This window comes from Streptomyces sp. SID8374, from assembly GCF_009865135.1.
GTDB lineage: Bacteria > Actinomycetota > Actinomycetes > Streptomycetales > Streptomycetaceae > Streptomyces.
Window position 1 is genome coordinate 1,894,594 of the sequence record NZ_WWGH01000002.1, and the last position, 17,465, is coordinate 1,912,058.

Genomic DNA, 17,465 nt, shown 5'->3' on the forward strand with positions numbered 1-17,465 from the left:
AGGGGACCGCTCAGCCGAGGCCCGTCAGCGTGTTCGCGTGTGCCAGGCCGCTCTCCGCGGCGATCGCGTCCATCGTCTGGGCCTCCCGTACCGTCGCGAACACCACCTCGCCGGCCGGGGCCGAGGAGCGGAAGCCGTACACCGCGGGGCGCGGCAGGCTGTTGTACGCCCACGGGGTGGAGAAGTAGTACGCCCCGGTGTCGTAGAGGACGACGAAATCACCCTCGGCCAGCTCCGGCAGCTCCCGGCCGTGCGCCACCACATCGCCCGCGAAGCAGCAGGGCCCCGCGATGTCCTGCGCCAGCCCCGGTCCCTGCTTGGGGGAGCCGTCCTCCGTGAACGCCCCGATGCGCAGGGGCCAGGAGCCGGGCATGAAGACCGTACGGGTGGCGGTCTGCGCCCCCGCGTGGGTGAGCGCGATCCGGCGGCCGCCCGCGTCCTTCGTGTACTCCACCCGCGCCCCGATGAAGCCGTTCTTCGCCAGCAGTGATCTGCCGAACTCCGTCACGAGTCCGTACCGGCCGGAGAAGAGCCCGGGGGCTGCGGCCGTCAGCGCGTCCACGTAGGCGGCGTAGGTGGGGTGCACGGTGTCGTCGGTGAAGTTGACCGGCAGCCCGCCGCCGATGTCCAGGCTGGTGACCTGCCGGGTGCCGAGGCGTTCGTTGATCTCCTCGGCCAGCTCGTACGTCCGCGCCACGCCCGCCGCGATCAGCTCCAACGGGCAGCCCTGGGAGCCGACATGGGCGTGCAGACGGGTCAGCCACGGGCGCGCCTCGAAGGCCCGTACGACCGCCTCGCGGGCGCCCGGGTCCCGTAGCGCCACCCCGAACTTCGAGGTGTCCGTCGCCGTGGACATCGGGCCGATCGCTCCGCCGCCCACCTGCGGATTGACCCGCAGCCCGAGGACGGAGGGGGCATCGCGATGCCGCAGTGCGTCGATGCGGCGGAGTTCGTCGATGCTGTCGGCGTTGACGGCCACCCCGAGGGCGAGCGCCAGCCGGATCTCCTCGCGGGTCTTGGCGGGGGAGTCCAGGACGATCGTCCCCGGCGCGAAACCCGCCTCGACGGCGAGCCGCAGCTCACCCGGGCTCGCCACCTCGCACCCCATCCCGCAGGCGGCGAGCAGCCGCAGGACCGGGACGAGGGAGGAGGCCTTGGCCGCGAAGGTGTGCAGCACACCGGGGCTGTGGGCGAACGCCTCCCGCAGCTCGGCGACGGACGAGCGCACCCCGTCCGTGTCGATGAACCCGGCGACCGGCCGGGACTCGCTCAGCAGCCCCTGCCCGACGGCCGCCCGGACGGCCGCGTCGAAACGGACGGCGGGCCGCCGCCCCAGGGGTGCGGAAGGTGTCTGTGTCTGTGTCGTGCGGCCGGAGTCGGTGATGGCTGCCCCCACAGGTCTCGGCCCTTCGGTTCTTCGGCGGATGGCTCGGGAACGGCCCGCCACTCAGGCGATGAGCCCCACCACCGCCTCCGGTGTCAGCATCCGGAACGTGAACGCCTGCTGGAAGTAGAGGTGGACGCTGGTGGCGTCGTGGTCCGCGTAGCCGATCGACAGGTCCTGGCCCAGGCAGAGTTCGAAGTCCCCGCCCCGGGCCGACAGCAGCACCCCGCCCTTCACCGCGGGCGCCCACAGGATCTCGTCGTCCACGATACGGGCCAGATGGGTCTTGACCGGATACCCGTGGTCGGAGGTCTCGGCGGCCTCGGTGAACGCGTCCGCGCCGAGCAGCAGCCGGTACGGTCCCTCGACACCGGCCAGCCGCAGCCGTGTCACCGCCTGACCGACCGCCACCGGATAGTCCCGGGCGTCGGCGGGCAGCGGCAGCGGGTCGTGCGAGGAGCCGTCCCGCAGACCGGTGATCCCGGCCGCCGCGTACCCGTCGATGACCGCCATGTCCTCCGCGAACGCGCAGGTGCGCGCGGCGTCCTTGACGGGCTGCCAGTCGCTGTCGGCGGAGCCGCGCTCCACGTCGTCCACGGCCTGCCTGCTCACCGTGAACGGCACCCGCCACTCGATGACCGGCATCGACGTACGCGCCCGGGCCACCACGTCCGGGGTGGGCGGGTCGATGTCGCGCAGATGCCCGTCACCGACCGCGGCCGACGTCGGGCCGTCCGGATCGGAGACGTCGACGACGCGCCGGCCCGCCACATGGCGGCGGAACGTACGCCGGGCCTCCTCCTCGATCTCGTCCCAGGCGGCGGGGGTGACCGGTGCGAGTTCGCGGTGCAGATTGTTCATCACTGGGCGCTTTCTTGCAGGCTGCCGATGCGCAGCGAACCGTGGTCCGACCCGGCGGCGGCGGGCTCCTGCCGGACCGGTGCGGACACCGGTTCCGGCCGGTCCCCGGCACTGGCCCGGTCGGGCGGGGGCGGCGGGTCGTCGAGGAAGTCGGCGCGGGGGGCGAAGAAGAGGGAGCCGGTGACCGCCGTGGAGAAGTCGAGGATGCGGTCGTGGGTGCCGGGCGGGTCGCCGAGGAACATGTTGCGGAGCATGCGTTCGGTGACGTCGGGGTCGGCCGCGTACCCGATGAAGTACGTGCCGAACTCGCCCTGGCCGAAGTTGCCGAACGGCATGTTCGCCCGCAGGATGTCGCGTTCGGTGCCGTCCGGGTCGGTGATCGTGTTGAGCGCGAGATGGGAGTCGGCGGGCTTCTCCTCGTCGGGGAACTCCACGTCGTTGAGCTTGGTGCGGCCGATGACGCGTTCCTGCTCCTCCACGGAGAGCGCGTTCCACGAGGTCAGGTCATGCAGATACTTCTGTACGACGACATAGCTGCCGCCCTCGAACTCCGGGTCCTCCGCGCCCACGAGCGCCGCCGCGCGGGCGTCGTCGCCCACCGGGTTCTCCGTACCGTCCACGAAGCCGAGCAGGTCCCGGTGGTCCAGATAGCGGAAGCCGTGCGTCTCGTCGACGACGCGCAGCGCCCCGCCGAGCTTGGTGAGCAGCTGCGCCGCCCACTCGTAGCAGACGTCCATCCGGTCGGCCCGGATGTGCAGCAGCACATCGCCCGGGGTCGACGGGGCGTGGTGGAGCCGGCCCCGCAGCTCCTGGAACGGGTGGAGGTGGGCGGGGCGCTCCCCGCCGAACAGGCGGTCCCAGGCGGTGGAGCCGAACCCCGTCACACAGGCGAGTCCGGCGTCCGGGTAGCGGAAGCCCAGGGAGCGGGCGACGGCCGCCAGATCCGGCAGCACCTCCCGTACGGCGTCCTCGCCGCCCGGCTCGATCGTGCCGACCAGGAAGAGCGCCGCGCTGGTCAGCGGGGCCACGACCGGCTGGACGGAGACAGGCTCGGGGACGGTTGCGGACATGCGCGGCACTCCAGGCGTCGGGTGGATCGCGTGAGATCGCGTGTACAGGGCTCGCTGCCCACTAAGCCATGCCCCGCGGACGCCCGCACCCGGGGTGGCCCGGCCGACTGACACCCCACCCCGGGCGTACGCCTCAGCCCGCCTCGACCTCCGACCGGTCCCCGCCCCACAGCGTGTGGAACGAACCCTCCCGGTCCGTACGCCGGTAGGTGTGCGCCCCGAAGAAGTCCCGCTGCCCCTGCGTGAGCGCCGCAGGCAGCCGGTCCGCGCGCAGCCCGTCGTAGTAGGACAGCGCGGCGGCGAAACCGGGCGTCGGCACGCCCTGGCGCGCCGCCTCCGCCACCACCGCGCGCCAGTCGTCCTGCGCGGCCCCGATCTCCCGCCCGAACTCCTCGTCTGACAGCAGGCTCACCAGTTCGGGCCGGGAGTCGTAGGCGGCCCGGATCCGGTCCAGGAACGCCGCCCGGATGATGCAGCCGGCCCGCCAGATCGCCGCCACGGAACCGAGGTCGATGTCCCAGTCGTACGCCTGGCTGCCGGCCCGGATCTGGTGGAAGCCCTGCGTGTACGAGACGACCTTCGAGGCGTACAGGGCCTGTTCGACCCGGTCCGCGAACGCCGACGCGTCCGCCCCCTCCAGCGGCTTCGCCACCGGGCCCGGCAGCTCCCGCGACGCCTCGCGCAGGTCGGCGTGGCCCGACAGCGAGCGGGCGAAGACCGCCTCGGCGATCCCGGAGACCGGAACGCCCAGGTCGAGTGCGATCTGCACCGTCCACCGCCCGGTGCCCTTCTGCTCCGCCCGGTCCTGCACGATGTCGACGAACGGCTTGCCGGTGGCCGCGTCCGTATGGGCGAGGACCTCGGCGGTGATCTCGATCAGATACGAGTCCAGCCGACCGGTGTTCCAGCTGCGGAAGGTGTCGGCGATCTGAGCGGGGGAGTACCCGGCGACCCGGCGCAGCAGGTCGTACGCCTCCGCGATGAGCTGCATGTCCGCGTACTCGATGCCGTTGTGCACCATCTTCACGAAATGACCGGCGCCGTCGGGGCCGATGTGCGCGGTGCACGGGGTGCCGTCCTTCGCCTTCGCGGCGATCTTCTCCAGCATCGGGCCCAGCGACTCGTAGGACTCGGCCGACCCGCCCGGCATGATGCTCGGGCCGTGGAGCGCGCCCTCTTCGCCGCCGGAGATGCCCGCACCGACGAAGTGGATTCCGCGCTCGCGCAGCTCCTTCTCCCGGCGGCGGGTGTCCTCGAAGTGGGCGTTGCCGCCGTCGATGATGACGTCGCCGTCCTCCAGGAGCGGCGCGAACTCCTGGATCACCGCGTCCGTGGGGTCCCCGGCCTTGACCATGATCACCAGGCGCCTGGGCCGCTCCAGAGCAGCGACGAACTCCTCGGGGGTGTGCGCGGCGACGAACGTGCCCTCGTCGCCGAACTCCTTCACCAGGGCGTCGGTCCGGGAGGTCGTGCGGTTGTGCACGGCGACGGTGAAGCCGTTGCGGGCGAAGTTCCGGGCCAGGTTGCGGCCCATGACCGCGAGTCCGGTGACGCCGATCTGGGCGGTGCCGCTCATCTGTGTGCTCCTGCGATTCCGGGGACGTTCGTTCGGTCAGGGGAGTACGGGACGGGGGACGGGCGCGTTCACGTGCCGTCGGCGGAGGAGCCTTCGGCGGGGGAGCTGTCGACACGAGAGCCGCCGTCCTGGGAAGCCCCGTCGACGAGCGCGCCGTCCGGCAGCGAACCGTCCAGCAGGGCGTCGTCGTCCCCGTCCTCGGGGATCACATGCATCGCGGCCTCCTCGGCCGACGCCGCCGCGCCGTCGATGCCCACGTCGCTGGCGGTGAGTGTGGCCGGGACACTGCCGTCCGCCTGCTGGGTCAGCCGCCCGGCGCGGGCGACACCGACCTTGCCGTCCCAGAGCTCGCCGTCCCCGCCCGCCAGGTCTCCCACACCGTCGCCGGTGAACCCGGGCGTCTCGGGAAGTTCCCTGGTCAGCCGGGCCTCCAGGGACTCGCCCGTGAGGCTCTCGGCGGCTGTGGTGCCGAGGCCCTCGACCACCCAGGGCCGGTCCGGCGGTGAGTAGCCCTCGTCGAGGGGGTCGCCCGTGCCCGAGGGGTCCAGCAGCGTGTCCTCGGCGCCGAGCTGTTCATCGGGGTCGGAAGCCTCCGGCTCCTGGGGCTGGTAGACGTCGTCCCCCCAGTCGGTGTCGCTCATGGCGCGTCCTTTCCTCGGGAGAACCACTGTCCCCTGTACGCAATTCCACTCCGGTACCGCTCCGGCCGCAAAGGGAAGATCGGAATCCGGCGCTCCGCCGTGGTGCGCCGGCCGGGTCCGTACGGAGGTCGCGGCCCCCTGCCGTACGGGGGCCGAAAGCCCCGGCACTGGGGGCACACACTGTCCAACTGGGCCCGTGCATAGGGTTGCCTCCCATGACGAACGGAGCGCAGTCGCCCGGCGGCGAACACCCCCACCCCCAGCAGTACGCAGGGCCCGTGCCCCCTCCGTGGGCGGCACCGACCGTCCCGTCCGGGATGCCGGCGCACCCGCTGCCGTCACCCCCGCGGGGCGGCGGACGCCGGACCGCGGTCGTCGCCGTGTGCGCGGCCGCAGCCGTGGTGGCGGCCGCCGGGATCGCGGCCTTTCTGGTGTTCGGCGGGGGCGACGGGGAGAAGCCCGCGGTCGGCCCGACACCCGCGGACTCCCTCGCCCCGTCCGACGCGCCCGCTGAGGCGGCGGGCCCCCTCGTCTCCGGCTGGAAGACCGTGGTCAACGCCAAGCGCGACATCGCCTTCGATGTACCGGTCGAGTGGGCGCCGAAGCCGACCACCTGGGTGAGTTACGTCGCCGACGACAGCGACCCCGATGAGATGCCGCTCGTCGGGTTCTCCGCCCCGGCGATCCTCAAGGAGAAGTGGTGCCTCTCCGACGAGGACCGCGACGGCACCAAGGAGGAGACCGCGCTCGCCGCCGCCGGCTCCCGGGGCGAGAGCGGTGCCCGGAGCACCGGGGAGGCGGCCCGGGAGAACGCGAGGCTGTGGGTGTACGGCAACTACGCCCAGCCGCACAAGGACAAGGTCACCACCGGACCCGCCGAGCCCTTCACGACGGAGTCGGGCCTCACCGGCAGCGTCGCGACGGCCACCTCGTCCGGCGTCGAGGTGAAGGACCGGTGCGACTTCGACGGCACGGCGACCGCGTTCGCCTTCAAGGACGCGAAGGGGGAGATCGTGTCCTGGACGTTCGTCGGGGTACGCGGTGTCCCCGGCGAAGTACCCGATCCGACCGTGCGGAAGATCCTCTCCACGGTCCGGCTCGTCGAGAAGGCCTCCTGACCCGTACGCCTGGCCGCCCCGCCCGCCGACGGCCCTGACGTGCCTTGACGTGCCCCGGTCCGCCCCCGCGAGGGCCGGGGCACCCCGGGCCGGACGTACACTCGGCTCATGGGTCGTAGCGCCGAACCGAGGAAGTGCCCGCACCGGGCAGCCTCCGCGCTGCCCCCGGCCGCGGCCCCCGCCGCCGCACCGGCGCCCGCCGACGCGGCGCCCGGAACGGGCCGTACCGCGCTGCACGGCCACGGCTAGCGATCTTCGGCGTCCGCAGGGCCCGGCCCGCCACCCTCCCACGAACGACTCCGGCCTCTCCGCGCCGGAGGGAGCCACCTCCCCCGGCATGCGCCGGACCCGCGATCGTCCGTCGGCTCCCCGGCACCACCGATCACGCGCACCACACCTGGCTGATCGCGTCACGCATCTGACTGATGACGTCACGCACCACGCCTGACCGCTTACATCACGCATCACGCATCACGCATCACGCATCACGCATCACGCATCACGCATCACGCGGCACACGGCGCTCCCGCCCGTGCCGCTGCCCGGCGACGGCCGCAGAGACGGGCCCGAGCCGCACTCGAAGGGACCACCGTGAAGCTGAGCGACCTACTGGCCGGGCAGGACCACCACGTACTACAGGGAAGCCCCGAGCGCACGCGGATCACCGCCGGGACGACGTTCGACGCGGACCGGGTCACCCCCGGCTCGGTCTTCGTCGCGGTACCCGACCACGCGGCCGGCGGTCCCGACGCCGTCGCACCGGCCGTCGCCCGCGGCGCCGCAGCCGTCGTCGTCGACGCCCAGGCCCCACCCCTCCCCGCGTCGGCGGGCGACGTGTGCGCGATCCGGGTGCCGGACGCCCGCAAGGCCGCTGCCGTCATCGCCTCGCGCTACTTCGGTGAGCCGGGCCGCGCGATGGACCTGATCGCGATCACCGGGACCAACGGCAAGACCTCCGTCTCGTACATGGTCGAGTCGGTGCTGCGGCTCGCCGAGGGCGCCCGGGTCGGGGTGATCGGCACGGCGGGGAGCCGGATCGGGGACGAACCGATCCCGATGCCGCCCTCCGCGCTCTCCACCCCCGAATCGCCCGACCTCCAGTACCTGTTGAGCCGGATGCGTGACAGCGCGGCCGGCAGCGTCGTCCTGGAAGCCACCTCGATGGGCCTGCTGACCCACCGTCTGGACCGGACCTTCATCGACGTGGGGGTCTTCACCAACCTGTCGCAGGACCACCTCGACGACCACGGCACCATGGAGCACTACCGGGACGCCAAACTCCGCCTCTTCCAGGGGCTGTGCAAGCGCGCCGTCATCAACGCGGACGACCCGGTCGGCGCCGGCATCCGGGAGCTGATGCCCGACGCGGTGACCACGTACGCGCTGGACGTCCCGGCGGACTACCGCGCCACCGACCTGGTGGTGGACGCCGCGGGGACCCGGTTCACCCTGCACCACGACGGCCGGAAGTACCCGGCGGCGATCCCGTCCCCGGGCCGGTTCTCGGTCTCCAACGCCCTGGCGACGGTGGCCGCCTGCCATCTGCTCGGCCACAGCCTGGCCGGGCTGGTCGACGCGCTGGACCGCATGCCGCAGATCCCCGGCCGCTTCGAGCGCCTCCACACCCCCGAGGGCACCTCGGTGATCGTGGACTACGCCCACTCGCCGGACTCCCTCAACAAGGTCCTGAGCACGATCAGGGGCTTCGCCGACGGACGGGTCATCACGGTCTTCGGCTGCGGCGGCGACCGCGACACCACCAAGCGCGCCGAGATGGGCACCATCGCCGGTACCCACTCCGACCTGTGCGTCCTCACCTCGGACAATCCCCGGTACGAGGACCCCGAGGCCATCCTCGACGAGATCGCACCGGGCATCACCGCGACCGGCACGCCGTTCGAACGGTTCACGGACCGCCGTGAGGCGATCGCCTGCGCCCTCGCCTCGGCGGGCCCGGCCGACATCGTGCTCATCGCCGGAAAGGGCAGCGAGCCCCACCAGATCGTCGGTGACGAGCTGCTGCCCTTCAGCGACATGGCCACGGTGCGCGAACTGATCGGCCAGTAAGCGGGCCGGACATCCGGCACGCCTTGCCGGAAAGCCGCTGGCCCGACGGGCGGCCCGGCTGACATCCTGCCACCGCACGCCCGACCACCGGGCGGGCGGAGCAGGGCGGGGGAGCGGCAGCGGTGGACGTGTTCACCACGCGGGCGGGACGGGTACGGGGCCGGCGCTCCGAGCGGGACCCGGGGATCGTCACCGTACGCGGACTCCCTTACGCAGCACCGCCGTTCGGCGCCGACCGGTTCCGGGAGCCACGTCCGGCGCAGCCCTGGGACGGCGTACGGGAGTGCACCGCGTACGGCCCCGTGGCGCCCCAGTCCGCCGAACTGCCCGGCTCCCCGGCCTGGTCGCCCGGGGGCGAGGACATCCTCACGCTGAACATCTGGTCACCGGCCCACGGGCCCGGCGGTCTGCCGGTGCTCGTGTGGATCCACGGCGGTGCGTACGTCTTCGGCTCCTCCGCCCAGCCCGACTTCGACGGCACCGCCCTCGCCGCCCGGGGGCTCGTCGTCGTCACGCTCAACTACCGCCTGGGCTTCGAAGGGTTCGGCCATGTCCCCGCCGATGGCGTGGGGCCCGCCTGCCCCGACAACCGGGGGCTGCTGGACCAGATCGCCGCCCTGGAATGGGTACCGGACGACATCGCCGCCTTCGGCGGCTCACCCGGGCGCGTCACCCTGGCCGGACAGTCCTCCGGGGCCACCTCCGTGGCCTGCCTGATGGCGGCCGACCGGGCGCGCGGGCTCTTCCACCGCGCCATCGTGCACAGCGCCGTGAACGCCTGCGCCACGGTCGGACAGGCCGCCCGCACCACCGCCGAGGTCGCGGCGGCGGCCGGGGTGCCCGCCACCCGCGCGGGGCTGCTCGCCGCCCCGCCGCAGACGCTGGTGACGGCCTCGGACCAGGTCGCCGACCGGTACCGGCAGGACCCCCGATCCGGGCAGCGCCACTACGATCCGGCGATCTACGGGCCCGTCGCCGACGGGGTTCTCCTGCCCTCCGACCCGCTGGAGGCGTGGGCCGCCGGAGCCGGCGCGGAGGTGGAGCTGCTGGTCTGCCACACCACGGAGGAATACTGGCTCCTGGACGCGGTGGGCAGCAGCGCCAAGGTCACCACGGAACAGCAACTCGGTTCCTTCGCCCAGGACTTCGGCCTGCCACCGCAGCTCGTCGACGCCTACCGCGACCGCCTGCCGGGCCCCGCTCCCGTCCTCGACGTCTATCTCGCCCTGTACGGAGACCTCCTTTTCGCCGAGTACAGCAGCCGGCTCGCCGAGGCCCACGCCCGGTCAGGCGGACGGACCTTCCTCTCCCGCTTCGACCGCCGGTGCGGCGGGGACGGCGGACGGGTCCGGGCCTGGCACTGCGCGGACATCCCCTTCGCCTTCGGGAACCTCCACGACGAGAACCTCCACTTCCTGATCGGCGGCCCGCCGGGCCCGGCCGACCACGAGCTGTCGCACCGCATGACGGGCGCCTGGGCCGCGTTCGCCGCCGAGGGGGACCCGGGCTGGGCCCCGCTGGACGGCGGCGGAGACGTAACCGGGGTGCGGGTGTGGCGTACGGCCGGGGAGGAAGCCCGGGAGACCGGCGCGTTCCGTGATCTGTGGGATGCGGCCGGCCTGCCCCTGCCGGCCCCCTGACGCGCCTCAGTACGGCGGCAGCCGCAGCGCCCCCTTGCCCTCCCGTACGTCGTGCACGATGCGGATCTTCCCCACCGGGTTGCCGTGCTCGTCCGCCGTGACCAGGACCGCGTCGTCGCTGTTGACGCAGCGTCCCCGCTCGCCCGGCTCGGGGCAGAAGAGCAGATAGCCGGTCTGCCGGTCGATCCGGCCCGGCTCCAGGCGCCACACCCACTGATAGTCGCTCATGACCACGTTCGGGTACGTGGCGCGCAGCTCCTCCCGTACGGCGTCCTGGACCGTCTTCCCGAACGCCTCGCTCTCTTTGAACGGCCGTACCACCCGGGCGCTGCCCACCGTGTCCACCCGCCCGTCCACGATGTCGTAACTGGCCGAGTGATAGGTGTGCTTGGTGAGCGAGGCGAGCAGGTTGCTCCGGGTCAGGCGCAGCAGGGTGGGCCAGGAGTCCTTGCCCCGGTTGCGCTTCTCGGCGACGGCGGGGGAGATCACGTTCACGTACGAGGCCTTTGCCTTCGCGAGCGGGCTGCCGGGTGCGCTCGCCGTGACCCAGCGCTGGATACAGCCGCCGATGTCGGCCAGCACCCGCTGCACGGTGGCGTTGGTCAGTTCGGCCACCACGTACGGCGGCGTCCCGGTGGGGCCGAGGGCGATGACTTCGTAGCCGCACGCGTCGAACGTGTCCCGCAGGGTGCGGTACGCGGCCGCGTCCGCCCGTCCGCGCGCCACCGCCTCCGTGAGGACCCCGGCGCACTCCTTGCCGTCGCAGGTGCCCTTGTCCGCGTCGATGTTCAGCCGGACCACGGCGTCCCGGTCGTCGGCCACCGCGAAGGTGACCTCGGAGCCTCCGGTGCCCGGGAAGAGCGTGCGTGCCCCGATCGCCTTGATCTGGCCGGGGAAGTGCTTGTCGGCCAGTTCCTCAGCCGCCCGGCGGTCCTCCTTGGTGGTGACCACCCCGCAGGCACCGAGCAGGCCCACCAGTGAACCTGCCAGTACGCAGGTGACGGCCGCTCTCCACTGGCTGCGGCGTGATCCGGCCATGGTCTGCTCCTCGGGGTGGTGCTGCCCTGTGTTCCTGTGACAGTAGGACCGGAAGCCGTGAGGCCGGATGAGTACGCCTACTCAAAGTCGGTGTGCGGCACCTTCGCGGACGGTCCGTACGCCCTCCGCACCTCCCCTCCGCACCGCCTCCGTCATTGGCATGGACCTGACTATCGAACTCCGCTACAGTCCGGGACGACGCATCTGAGAGCGCTCTCAAAGACTCGATCCGGATGTGCTCCCGGATGCCTCCCGTTCCACCCCCACGTCGCTGGAACAACAGGAAGGGTCACTCCCTTGAGACACGCAACCGTCCTGCGGACCGGTCTGTCCGCGCTCCTGGTCCTCGGTGCCTGGACCGCCGCAGGTCCGTCGACCGCATCCGCCGCCCCCACCGACTCCGCGGAGCTCCCCGCCTCCGCCGCCCTGCTCTCCGCCATGCAGCGCGACCTCGGCCTGACCGAGGGCCAGGCCCGCACCCGGCTGGCGCAGGAGAAGGCGGCGACCGCCCTGGAACCGAAGGCGCAGCGCGTCGCGGGCTCCGCCTACGGCGGGTCCTGGTTCGACCCGGCGACCGGCAAGCTGACCGTGGCGGTCACGGACGCCGCCAAGGCCGGTGCCGTACGGGCCGCCGGCGCGCAGACCCGGATCGTCGAGAACTCGGCGGCCCGACTCGACGCCACCATGAAGCGCATCGACGCCCTGAGCGCGCCGGAGGGCGTGGCCGGCTGGCGCGTCGACCCCGCCACCAGCCGCGTCGTCGTGAACGTCGTCGACTCCGCGCAGAGTGACAACGATGTCCGCGCCTTCGTCGCCAAGGCCCGCAAGGCCGGGCCCGTCACCGTGGAGCGGACGGCCGAGGCCCCGCAGACCTTCGCCGCGGGCACCGTCGGCGGCGACCCGTACTACACCGGCAACGTCCGCTGTTCGATCGGCTTCTCGGTGCACGGCGGCTTCGTCACCGCCGGGCACTGCGGGGGCACCGGGCAGCAGGTCCGCGGCTGGGACAACTCGTACATCGGCAACTTCCAGGGCTCGTCCTTCCCCGGCGACGACTACGCCTGGGTGAACGTCGGCAGCGGCTGGTGGACCGTTCCGGTCGTCCTCGGCTGGGGCACCGTCTCCGACCAGCTGGTCCGGGGCTCCAACGAGGCCCCGATCGGCGCCTCGATCTGCCGCTCCGGCTCCACCACGCGCTGGCACTGCGGCCGGGTCCTCGCCAAGAACGAGACCGTCAACTACAGCCAGGGCGCCGTGCACCAGATGACCAAGACCAGCGTCTGCGCCGAGGGCGGCGACTCCGGTGGTTCCTTCATCAGCGGCGACCAGGCCCAGGGCGTCACCTCGGGTGGCTGGGGCAACTGCTCCAGCGGCGGTGAGACCTGGTACCAGCCGATCAACGAGATCCTCAACCGGTACGGGCTGAGGCTGCACACCGCGTGATCCGGGGGAGCCGGCCGCCCGGCGGGACGGCCGGCTCCCCTCGATGCGTACGACAGGTGCCCGAGCGGCCCCGCCCACGTGCGGGGCCGCTTCCGCGTGCGGGGCGTCCTCAGGCTTCCGCTTCCCGGGCAATTCGGTATCCACCGCCGCATCCGCGCGTTACCCCAACGCCCTTTGCGCAGCGCATCGTTCACAAGCTATTGACACCCTCTCAGCCTCGACGCAACACTGACACCGCCTTGGAGAGCGCTCTCCCAGTCAGTCCCCGGCCGCTTCCCGGCCTCGTGGACGCCCTGGGCCGGCGGCTCTTCCCGGCTGCACCGCCCAGCTCAACTCTCCCCCCACCGTGCACCCGATGTGCATGGATGCAGAGCGGCATGGAGGTCCGCATGGCGACAAGACTCAACAGAACGACCCTGGTGTCCGCGCTGATCGTGGCGACCGCCCTGGCCCTGGTGGCCCTGGGGCTGACCGCGATCACGAACGCCGGGGCCACCACGGCCGCCGCCTCTCCGGCCGCGGCCGATCAGCCCGCTGCGGCGTCCCACGTGATGCAGGGGCACAAGATGGCGGCCGCCCAGCCCGTCGCCTTCGGGGACGACCCCGACGGCGACGGCTACATCCCGGCGAATCCGCCGGTAACCGGTGTGGAACCGTCCCAGGAGATACCGCCGCACCGCTACTTCCACGAGTTCCAGGCGAACTGTTCGGTCAGCCACACCGCCCCGGACGACCCGATCGTCTACCCGGGCCAGGCCGGCGCGTCGCACGACCACACGTTCATGGGGAACGACACCACCAACGCGAGCAGCACCACCGCCTCGCTGGGTGCGGGCGGCACGGCCTGCGTGGCGCCGGGTGACCTCTCCGCGTACTGGATGCCGACCCTCTACAACGGGAACGAGGAGATCCGCCCGATCGGACCGCAGACCATCTACTACAAGGCCGGAGTCACCGACTACCGCACCGTCCGCCCCTTCCCCAAGGGGCTGCGGTTCGTCGTCGGGAGCCCGACCCAGACCGCCGAGCAGTTCCGCAACCACCCCGGCATGGTCGAGGGGTACGAGTGCGGGGAGAGCTACCACAACTACGACTTCCCGGCGGCCTGCCCCACCAGTCCGGACACCCAGCTCAACCTGCGTATGCAGGCGCCCAGTTGCTGGGACGGGAAGTACCTGGACACCCCCGACCACAAGGCCCACATGGCCTATCCGGTCGTGATGGGGGCCAACCAGGACGTCTGCCCGGCGAGCCACCCGGTCGCCCTGCCGATGATCGAGTTCAAGATGGCGTGGCCGGTCAACGGGGACATGTCGCAGGTGAGACTGGCCAGCGGCACCGGCTACTCCTTCCACTACGACTTCTTCAACGCCTGGGACGACGCCACCCTGAAGGCCTTGGTCGACCACTGCGTCGTCGGCGGCCTCCAGTGCAACGCCCGGGGTTACGACGAGAACAACCCCGGCCGGGGCGCGGCTCTGGACGAGAACTACGAGCTGCCCTGACGGGGTCGGCCGTCCGGGTCGACCGCCTGACCGACCTCTGAGCGCTCTCCCTCGTGGGCGCACCCTGCCTACGGGGGAGAGCGCTCTCCCATCTCTCCTTTCCCCCAGCCCCTTCCCCACTGAGGAGCACTCCCCCCATGAACCTCCCCCCTCCCCGACGGTCACCCCGCATGCGGCGCCGGGCCACCGCGCGCCTTGCCGCGGCCGCTCTCCTGGCCGGAGCCGTGGCCGCCCTCCCGGTGCCCGCCGCCCATGCGGCGGGCAGCGTCGTCAAGGTGACCGGGTCCCAGGGCGACTGGCAGTTGACCGTGGACGGTTCCCCGTACACCGTGAAGGGCCTGACCTGGGGCCCGTCCGTCGCGGACGCCGATCGGTACATGCCCGATGTGAAGTCGATGGGCGTCAACACGATCCGTACGTGGGGCACCGACGCCACCACGAAGCCCCTCCTCGACAGCGCGGCGGCCAACGGCATCAAGGTGATCGCCGGGTTCTGGCTCCAGCCCGGCGGCGGCCCCGGCAGCGGCGGCTGTGTGAACTACCTGACGGACACCGCCTACAAGAACGACATGCTCGCCGAGTTCCCCCGGTGGGTGGAGACGTACAAGGACCATGAGGGCGTCCTCATGTGGAACGTGGGCAACGAGTCGGTGCTCGGGCTCCAGAACTGCTACAGCGGCGAGGCCCTGGAGCAGCAGCGCGACGCGTACACCTCGTTCGTCAACGAGATCGCCAAGAAGATCCATGACGTCGACCCGAACCACCCGGTCACCTCGACCGACGCCTGGACCGGTGCCTGGCCGTACTACAAGAAGAACGCGCCCGACCTCGACCTGTACGCCGTCAACTCCTACGACGCCGTCTGCGACATCCGCTCCACCTGGGAGCAGGGCGGGTACGACAAGCCCTACATCGTCACCGAGGGCGGTCCCGCCGGCGAGTGGGAGGTGCCGGACGACGCCAACGGCGTACCGGAGGAGCCCACCGACGTGGAGAAGGCGGCGGGGTACAAGAGCGCCTGGGACTGCGTCCAGGGCCACCCGGGCGTCTCGCTCGGGGCGACGCTCTTCCACTACGGCACCGAGTACGACTTCGGGGGCGTCTGGTTCAACCTGCTCCCCGCGGGCCAGAAGCGGCTCTCGTACTACGCGGTGAAGGAGGCGTACGGCGCCTCCACCTCCGGTGACAACACCCCGCCCGTCATCAGCGGGTTCACCGTCGACAACGCCACCGCCGTGCCGGCCGGCCGGACCTTCCGGGTGAGCGCCTCCGTCACCGACCCGGACGGCGACGCGCTCAGCCACCAGGTGCTGTTCAGCTCCAAGTACCTCGACGACAACGGCAGCCTGACGGAGGCGGAGTTCACCGACCGGGGCGACGGCACCTTCGACGTGACCGCCCCGGACCGGCTCGGCGTCTGGAAGGTCTACCTCAAGTCGACCGACGGGCAGGGCAACGTCGGCATCGAGACCACGTCCTTCAAGGTGGTCCCGCCGCAGGTGGACGGGGACAACCTGGCGCTCGGCAGGACCGCCACGGCCTCGACCTTCCAGGCGGACAGCACCGGCTGCCCCTGCCCGGCGGCCAACGCCGTCGACGGGTCCTTCGACACCCGCTGGGCCAGTGAGTGGGCCGACCAGCAGTGGATCCAGGTCGACCTGGGCACCACCACCTCCTTCGACCACGTCCAGCTGGCCTGGGAGGCCGCCTACGCCAAGGGCTACACCGTCCAGACCTCTGAGAACGGCGAGGACTGGACCACTGTCCACACCGAGACCGCGGGCAACGGCGGCATCGACGACATCGAAGTCGCCGCAAGCGGCCGGTACGTCCGTGTGAACACCTCCGAGCGCGGCACCCCGTGGGGCAACTCGCTCTACGAGTTCGGCGTCTACCGCAGCTGACCCCGCCGGACGGCGAGACCTGCCGCACCGTTTCTCCCCGCTGCCGGTGCGGTGGGACAGGCCGTGGCGGCCACGGAAATCCGTGGCCGCCACGGCCTTCCCCTTTGTAGCGTGGGCCCCTTCCGGCTCCGACAAGATCACTGCCTTCCGCCGGACGGAGAAGACGATGACCGACAGGACGCCCGTACGCACGGGTCTGCTCACGGTGGACGGTGCCACCCTCCACCACGAGGTGCGCGGCGAGGGGCCGTTGCTGGTGATGATGCCCGGCGGGAGCGCCGACGCGGGGATCTACGACGCGATCGCGGCGGACCTGGCGGACCGCTGGACGGTGGCCACCTTCGACCCCCGGGGCTACTCGCGCAGCCCGCTGGACGGCCCGGTGACGGACCAGTCGCCCGCGACGCACGCGGATGACATCATCCGGCTGATCGGCCTGCTGTCGCCGGACGGGGCTCCCGCCGCGGTCTTCGGCTCCAGTTCGAGCGCCGTCGTCGCGCTGGCCGCCCTGGCCCGCCACCCCGGCCGGCTGAGCCGGGTCGTCGCGCACGAACCGCCCGTGGTCGCGCTGCTGCCCGACCCGGACGCGGGACGCGCGCTCTTCGCGGCCGTACGGGAGGCGTTCCGGCGGGACGGGGTGGCGGCGGCGATGGCCACGATGGCGGCGGGGCTGGCGCCGGAGGAGGAGTCCTCATCGGGCCCGGAGGGGGAGGCCGCCTCAGACCCGGAGGGGGAGGCCCTCGGCCCGGAGGAGGCGGCCGCAGCCGAACAGGCTCCCGCCTCGGAACAGACCCCGACCCCGCACCAGGTCACGACCTTGGAACAGGCTCCCGCCCCGGAGCACGCGGCCGACCCGCGACGAGCCCCCACCCGGGAGCAGAACCCCGACCCGGAACGAGCCCCCGCCCCCACCCCGGCCCAGGCCGCCACCTTCCAGCGGATGCACGCCAACCTGCCCGTCTTCCTGGAGCACGTGCTCTGCCCCTTCAGCGGTTACGTCCCCGACCTCGTGGCCCTCAAGGCCGCCTCCGCCCAGCTGGTCGTCGGCGTCGGGCGGGACTCCCGCGCCCTCCTGCCCGCCGTCGCGGCCGAGCGGCTGGCCCGGCACGTGGACGCCGGGGTGGTGGAGTTCCCCGGCGGGCACATCGGCCTCACCGAGGACCCCCGGGCGTTCGCAGCCCGCCTGCGGAAGGTCCTCCTCGCCACATGAAAACTCCC

General features: G+C 72.2%; 14 protein-coding genes. 8 read left to right on the forward strand and 6 right to left on the reverse strand.

Annotation, left to right across the window (positions count from 1 at the left end; genetic code table 11):
* Positions 1-10: 10 nt before the first annotated feature.
* The 5 genes from GTY67_RS31735 to GTY67_RS31755 form a co-directional block, all read right to left on the reverse strand.
* Positions 11-1,396 (reverse strand): diaminopimelate decarboxylase, encoded by a 1,386-nt coding sequence (locus GTY67_RS31735; protein WP_343238796.1) that lies wholly within the window; start codon positions 1,394-1,396, stop codon positions 11-13.
* Positions 1,397-1,447: 51 nt separating this feature from the next.
* Positions 1,448-2,245, reverse strand: coding sequence for a family 1 encapsulin nanocompartment shell protein (locus GTY67_RS31740; RefSeq protein WP_161281315.1), 798 nt, complete (start codon positions 2,243-2,245; stop codon positions 1,448-1,450).
* A complete protein-coding gene (locus GTY67_RS31745) occupies positions 2,245-3,315 on the reverse strand; it encodes a Dyp-type peroxidase (protein WP_161281316.1) in 1,071 nt (356 codons plus the stop codon). Before GTY67_RS31745 ends, GTY67_RS31740 begins: the two co-directional genes overlap by 1 nt.
* Positions 3,316-3,448: 133 nt before the next feature.
* Positions 3,449-4,891, reverse strand: a complete 1,443-nt coding sequence (gene gndA, locus GTY67_RS31750) for an NADP-dependent phosphogluconate dehydrogenase (RefSeq protein ID WP_161281317.1) — start codon at positions 4,889-4,891, stop codon at positions 3,449-3,451.
* 68 nt (positions 4,892-4,959) lie between these two features.
* Positions 4,960-5,532 (reverse strand): DUF5709 domain-containing protein, encoded by a 573-nt coding sequence (locus GTY67_RS31755; protein ID WP_161281318.1) that lies wholly within the window; start codon positions 5,530-5,532, stop codon positions 4,960-4,962.
* 215 nt (positions 5,533-5,747) lie between these two features.
* Between GTY67_RS31755 and GTY67_RS31760 the strand changes: the two genes are divergently transcribed.
* From GTY67_RS31760 to GTY67_RS31775, 4 genes are all read left to right on the forward strand, one after another.
* On the forward strand, positions 5,748-6,650 hold the full coding sequence (locus tag GTY67_RS31760; protein ID WP_161281319.1) for a hypothetical protein: 903 nt from the start codon (positions 5,748-5,750) through the stop codon (positions 6,648-6,650).
* 108 nt (positions 6,651-6,758) lie between these two features.
* Positions 6,759-6,899: a hypothetical protein gene (locus GTY67_RS31765; protein ID WP_161281320.1), complete on the forward strand. Its 141-nt coding sequence runs from the start codon at positions 6,759-6,761 to the stop codon at positions 6,897-6,899.
* Between the two features lie 342 nt (positions 6,900-7,241).
* Positions 7,242-8,717: a UDP-N-acetylmuramoyl-L-alanyl-D-glutamate--2,6-diaminopimelate ligase gene (locus tag GTY67_RS31770; protein ID WP_161281321.1), complete on the forward strand. Its 1,476-nt coding sequence runs from the start codon at positions 7,242-7,244 to the stop codon at positions 8,715-8,717.
* Positions 8,718-8,839: 122 nt separating this feature from the next.
* A complete protein-coding gene (locus GTY67_RS31775) occupies positions 8,840-10,357 on the forward strand; it encodes a carboxylesterase family protein (protein ID WP_161281322.1) in 1,518 nt (505 codons plus the stop codon).
* Between the two features lie 6 nt (positions 10,358-10,363).
* Here GTY67_RS31775 and GTY67_RS31780 read toward each other — a convergent pair whose 3' ends face one another.
* Positions 10,364-11,395 carry a hypothetical protein gene (locus GTY67_RS31780; protein ID WP_161281323.1) on the reverse strand — a complete coding sequence of 344 codons (1,032 nt, stop codon included), beginning with the start codon at positions 11,393-11,395 and terminating at the stop codon, positions 10,364-10,366.
* Between the two features lie 297 nt (positions 11,396-11,692).
* Between GTY67_RS31780 and GTY67_RS31785 the strand changes: the two genes are divergently transcribed.
* The 4 genes from GTY67_RS31785 (at position 11,693) to GTY67_RS31800 (ending at position 17,457) form a co-directional block, all read left to right on the forward strand.
* On the forward strand, positions 11,693-12,838 hold the full coding sequence (locus GTY67_RS31785; protein WP_161281324.1) for a S1 family peptidase: 1,146 nt from the start codon (positions 11,693-11,695) through the stop codon (positions 12,836-12,838).
* Positions 12,839-13,227: 389 nt separating this feature from the next.
* Positions 13,228-14,343, forward strand: a complete 1,116-nt coding sequence (locus GTY67_RS31790) for a DUF1996 domain-containing protein (protein WP_093689544.1) — start codon at positions 13,228-13,230, stop codon at positions 14,341-14,343.
* A gap of 137 nt (positions 14,344-14,480) precedes the next feature.
* Positions 14,481-16,247 carry a discoidin domain-containing protein gene (locus tag GTY67_RS31795; protein WP_161281325.1) on the forward strand — a complete coding sequence of 589 codons (1,767 nt, stop codon included), beginning with the start codon at positions 14,481-14,483 and terminating at the stop codon, positions 16,245-16,247.
* 166 nt (positions 16,248-16,413) lie between these two features.
* Positions 16,414-17,457 (forward strand): alpha/beta hydrolase, encoded by a 1,044-nt coding sequence (locus tag GTY67_RS31800; protein ID WP_161281326.1) that lies wholly within the window; start codon positions 16,414-16,416, stop codon positions 17,455-17,457.
* Positions 17,458-17,465 lie beyond the last annotated feature (8 nt).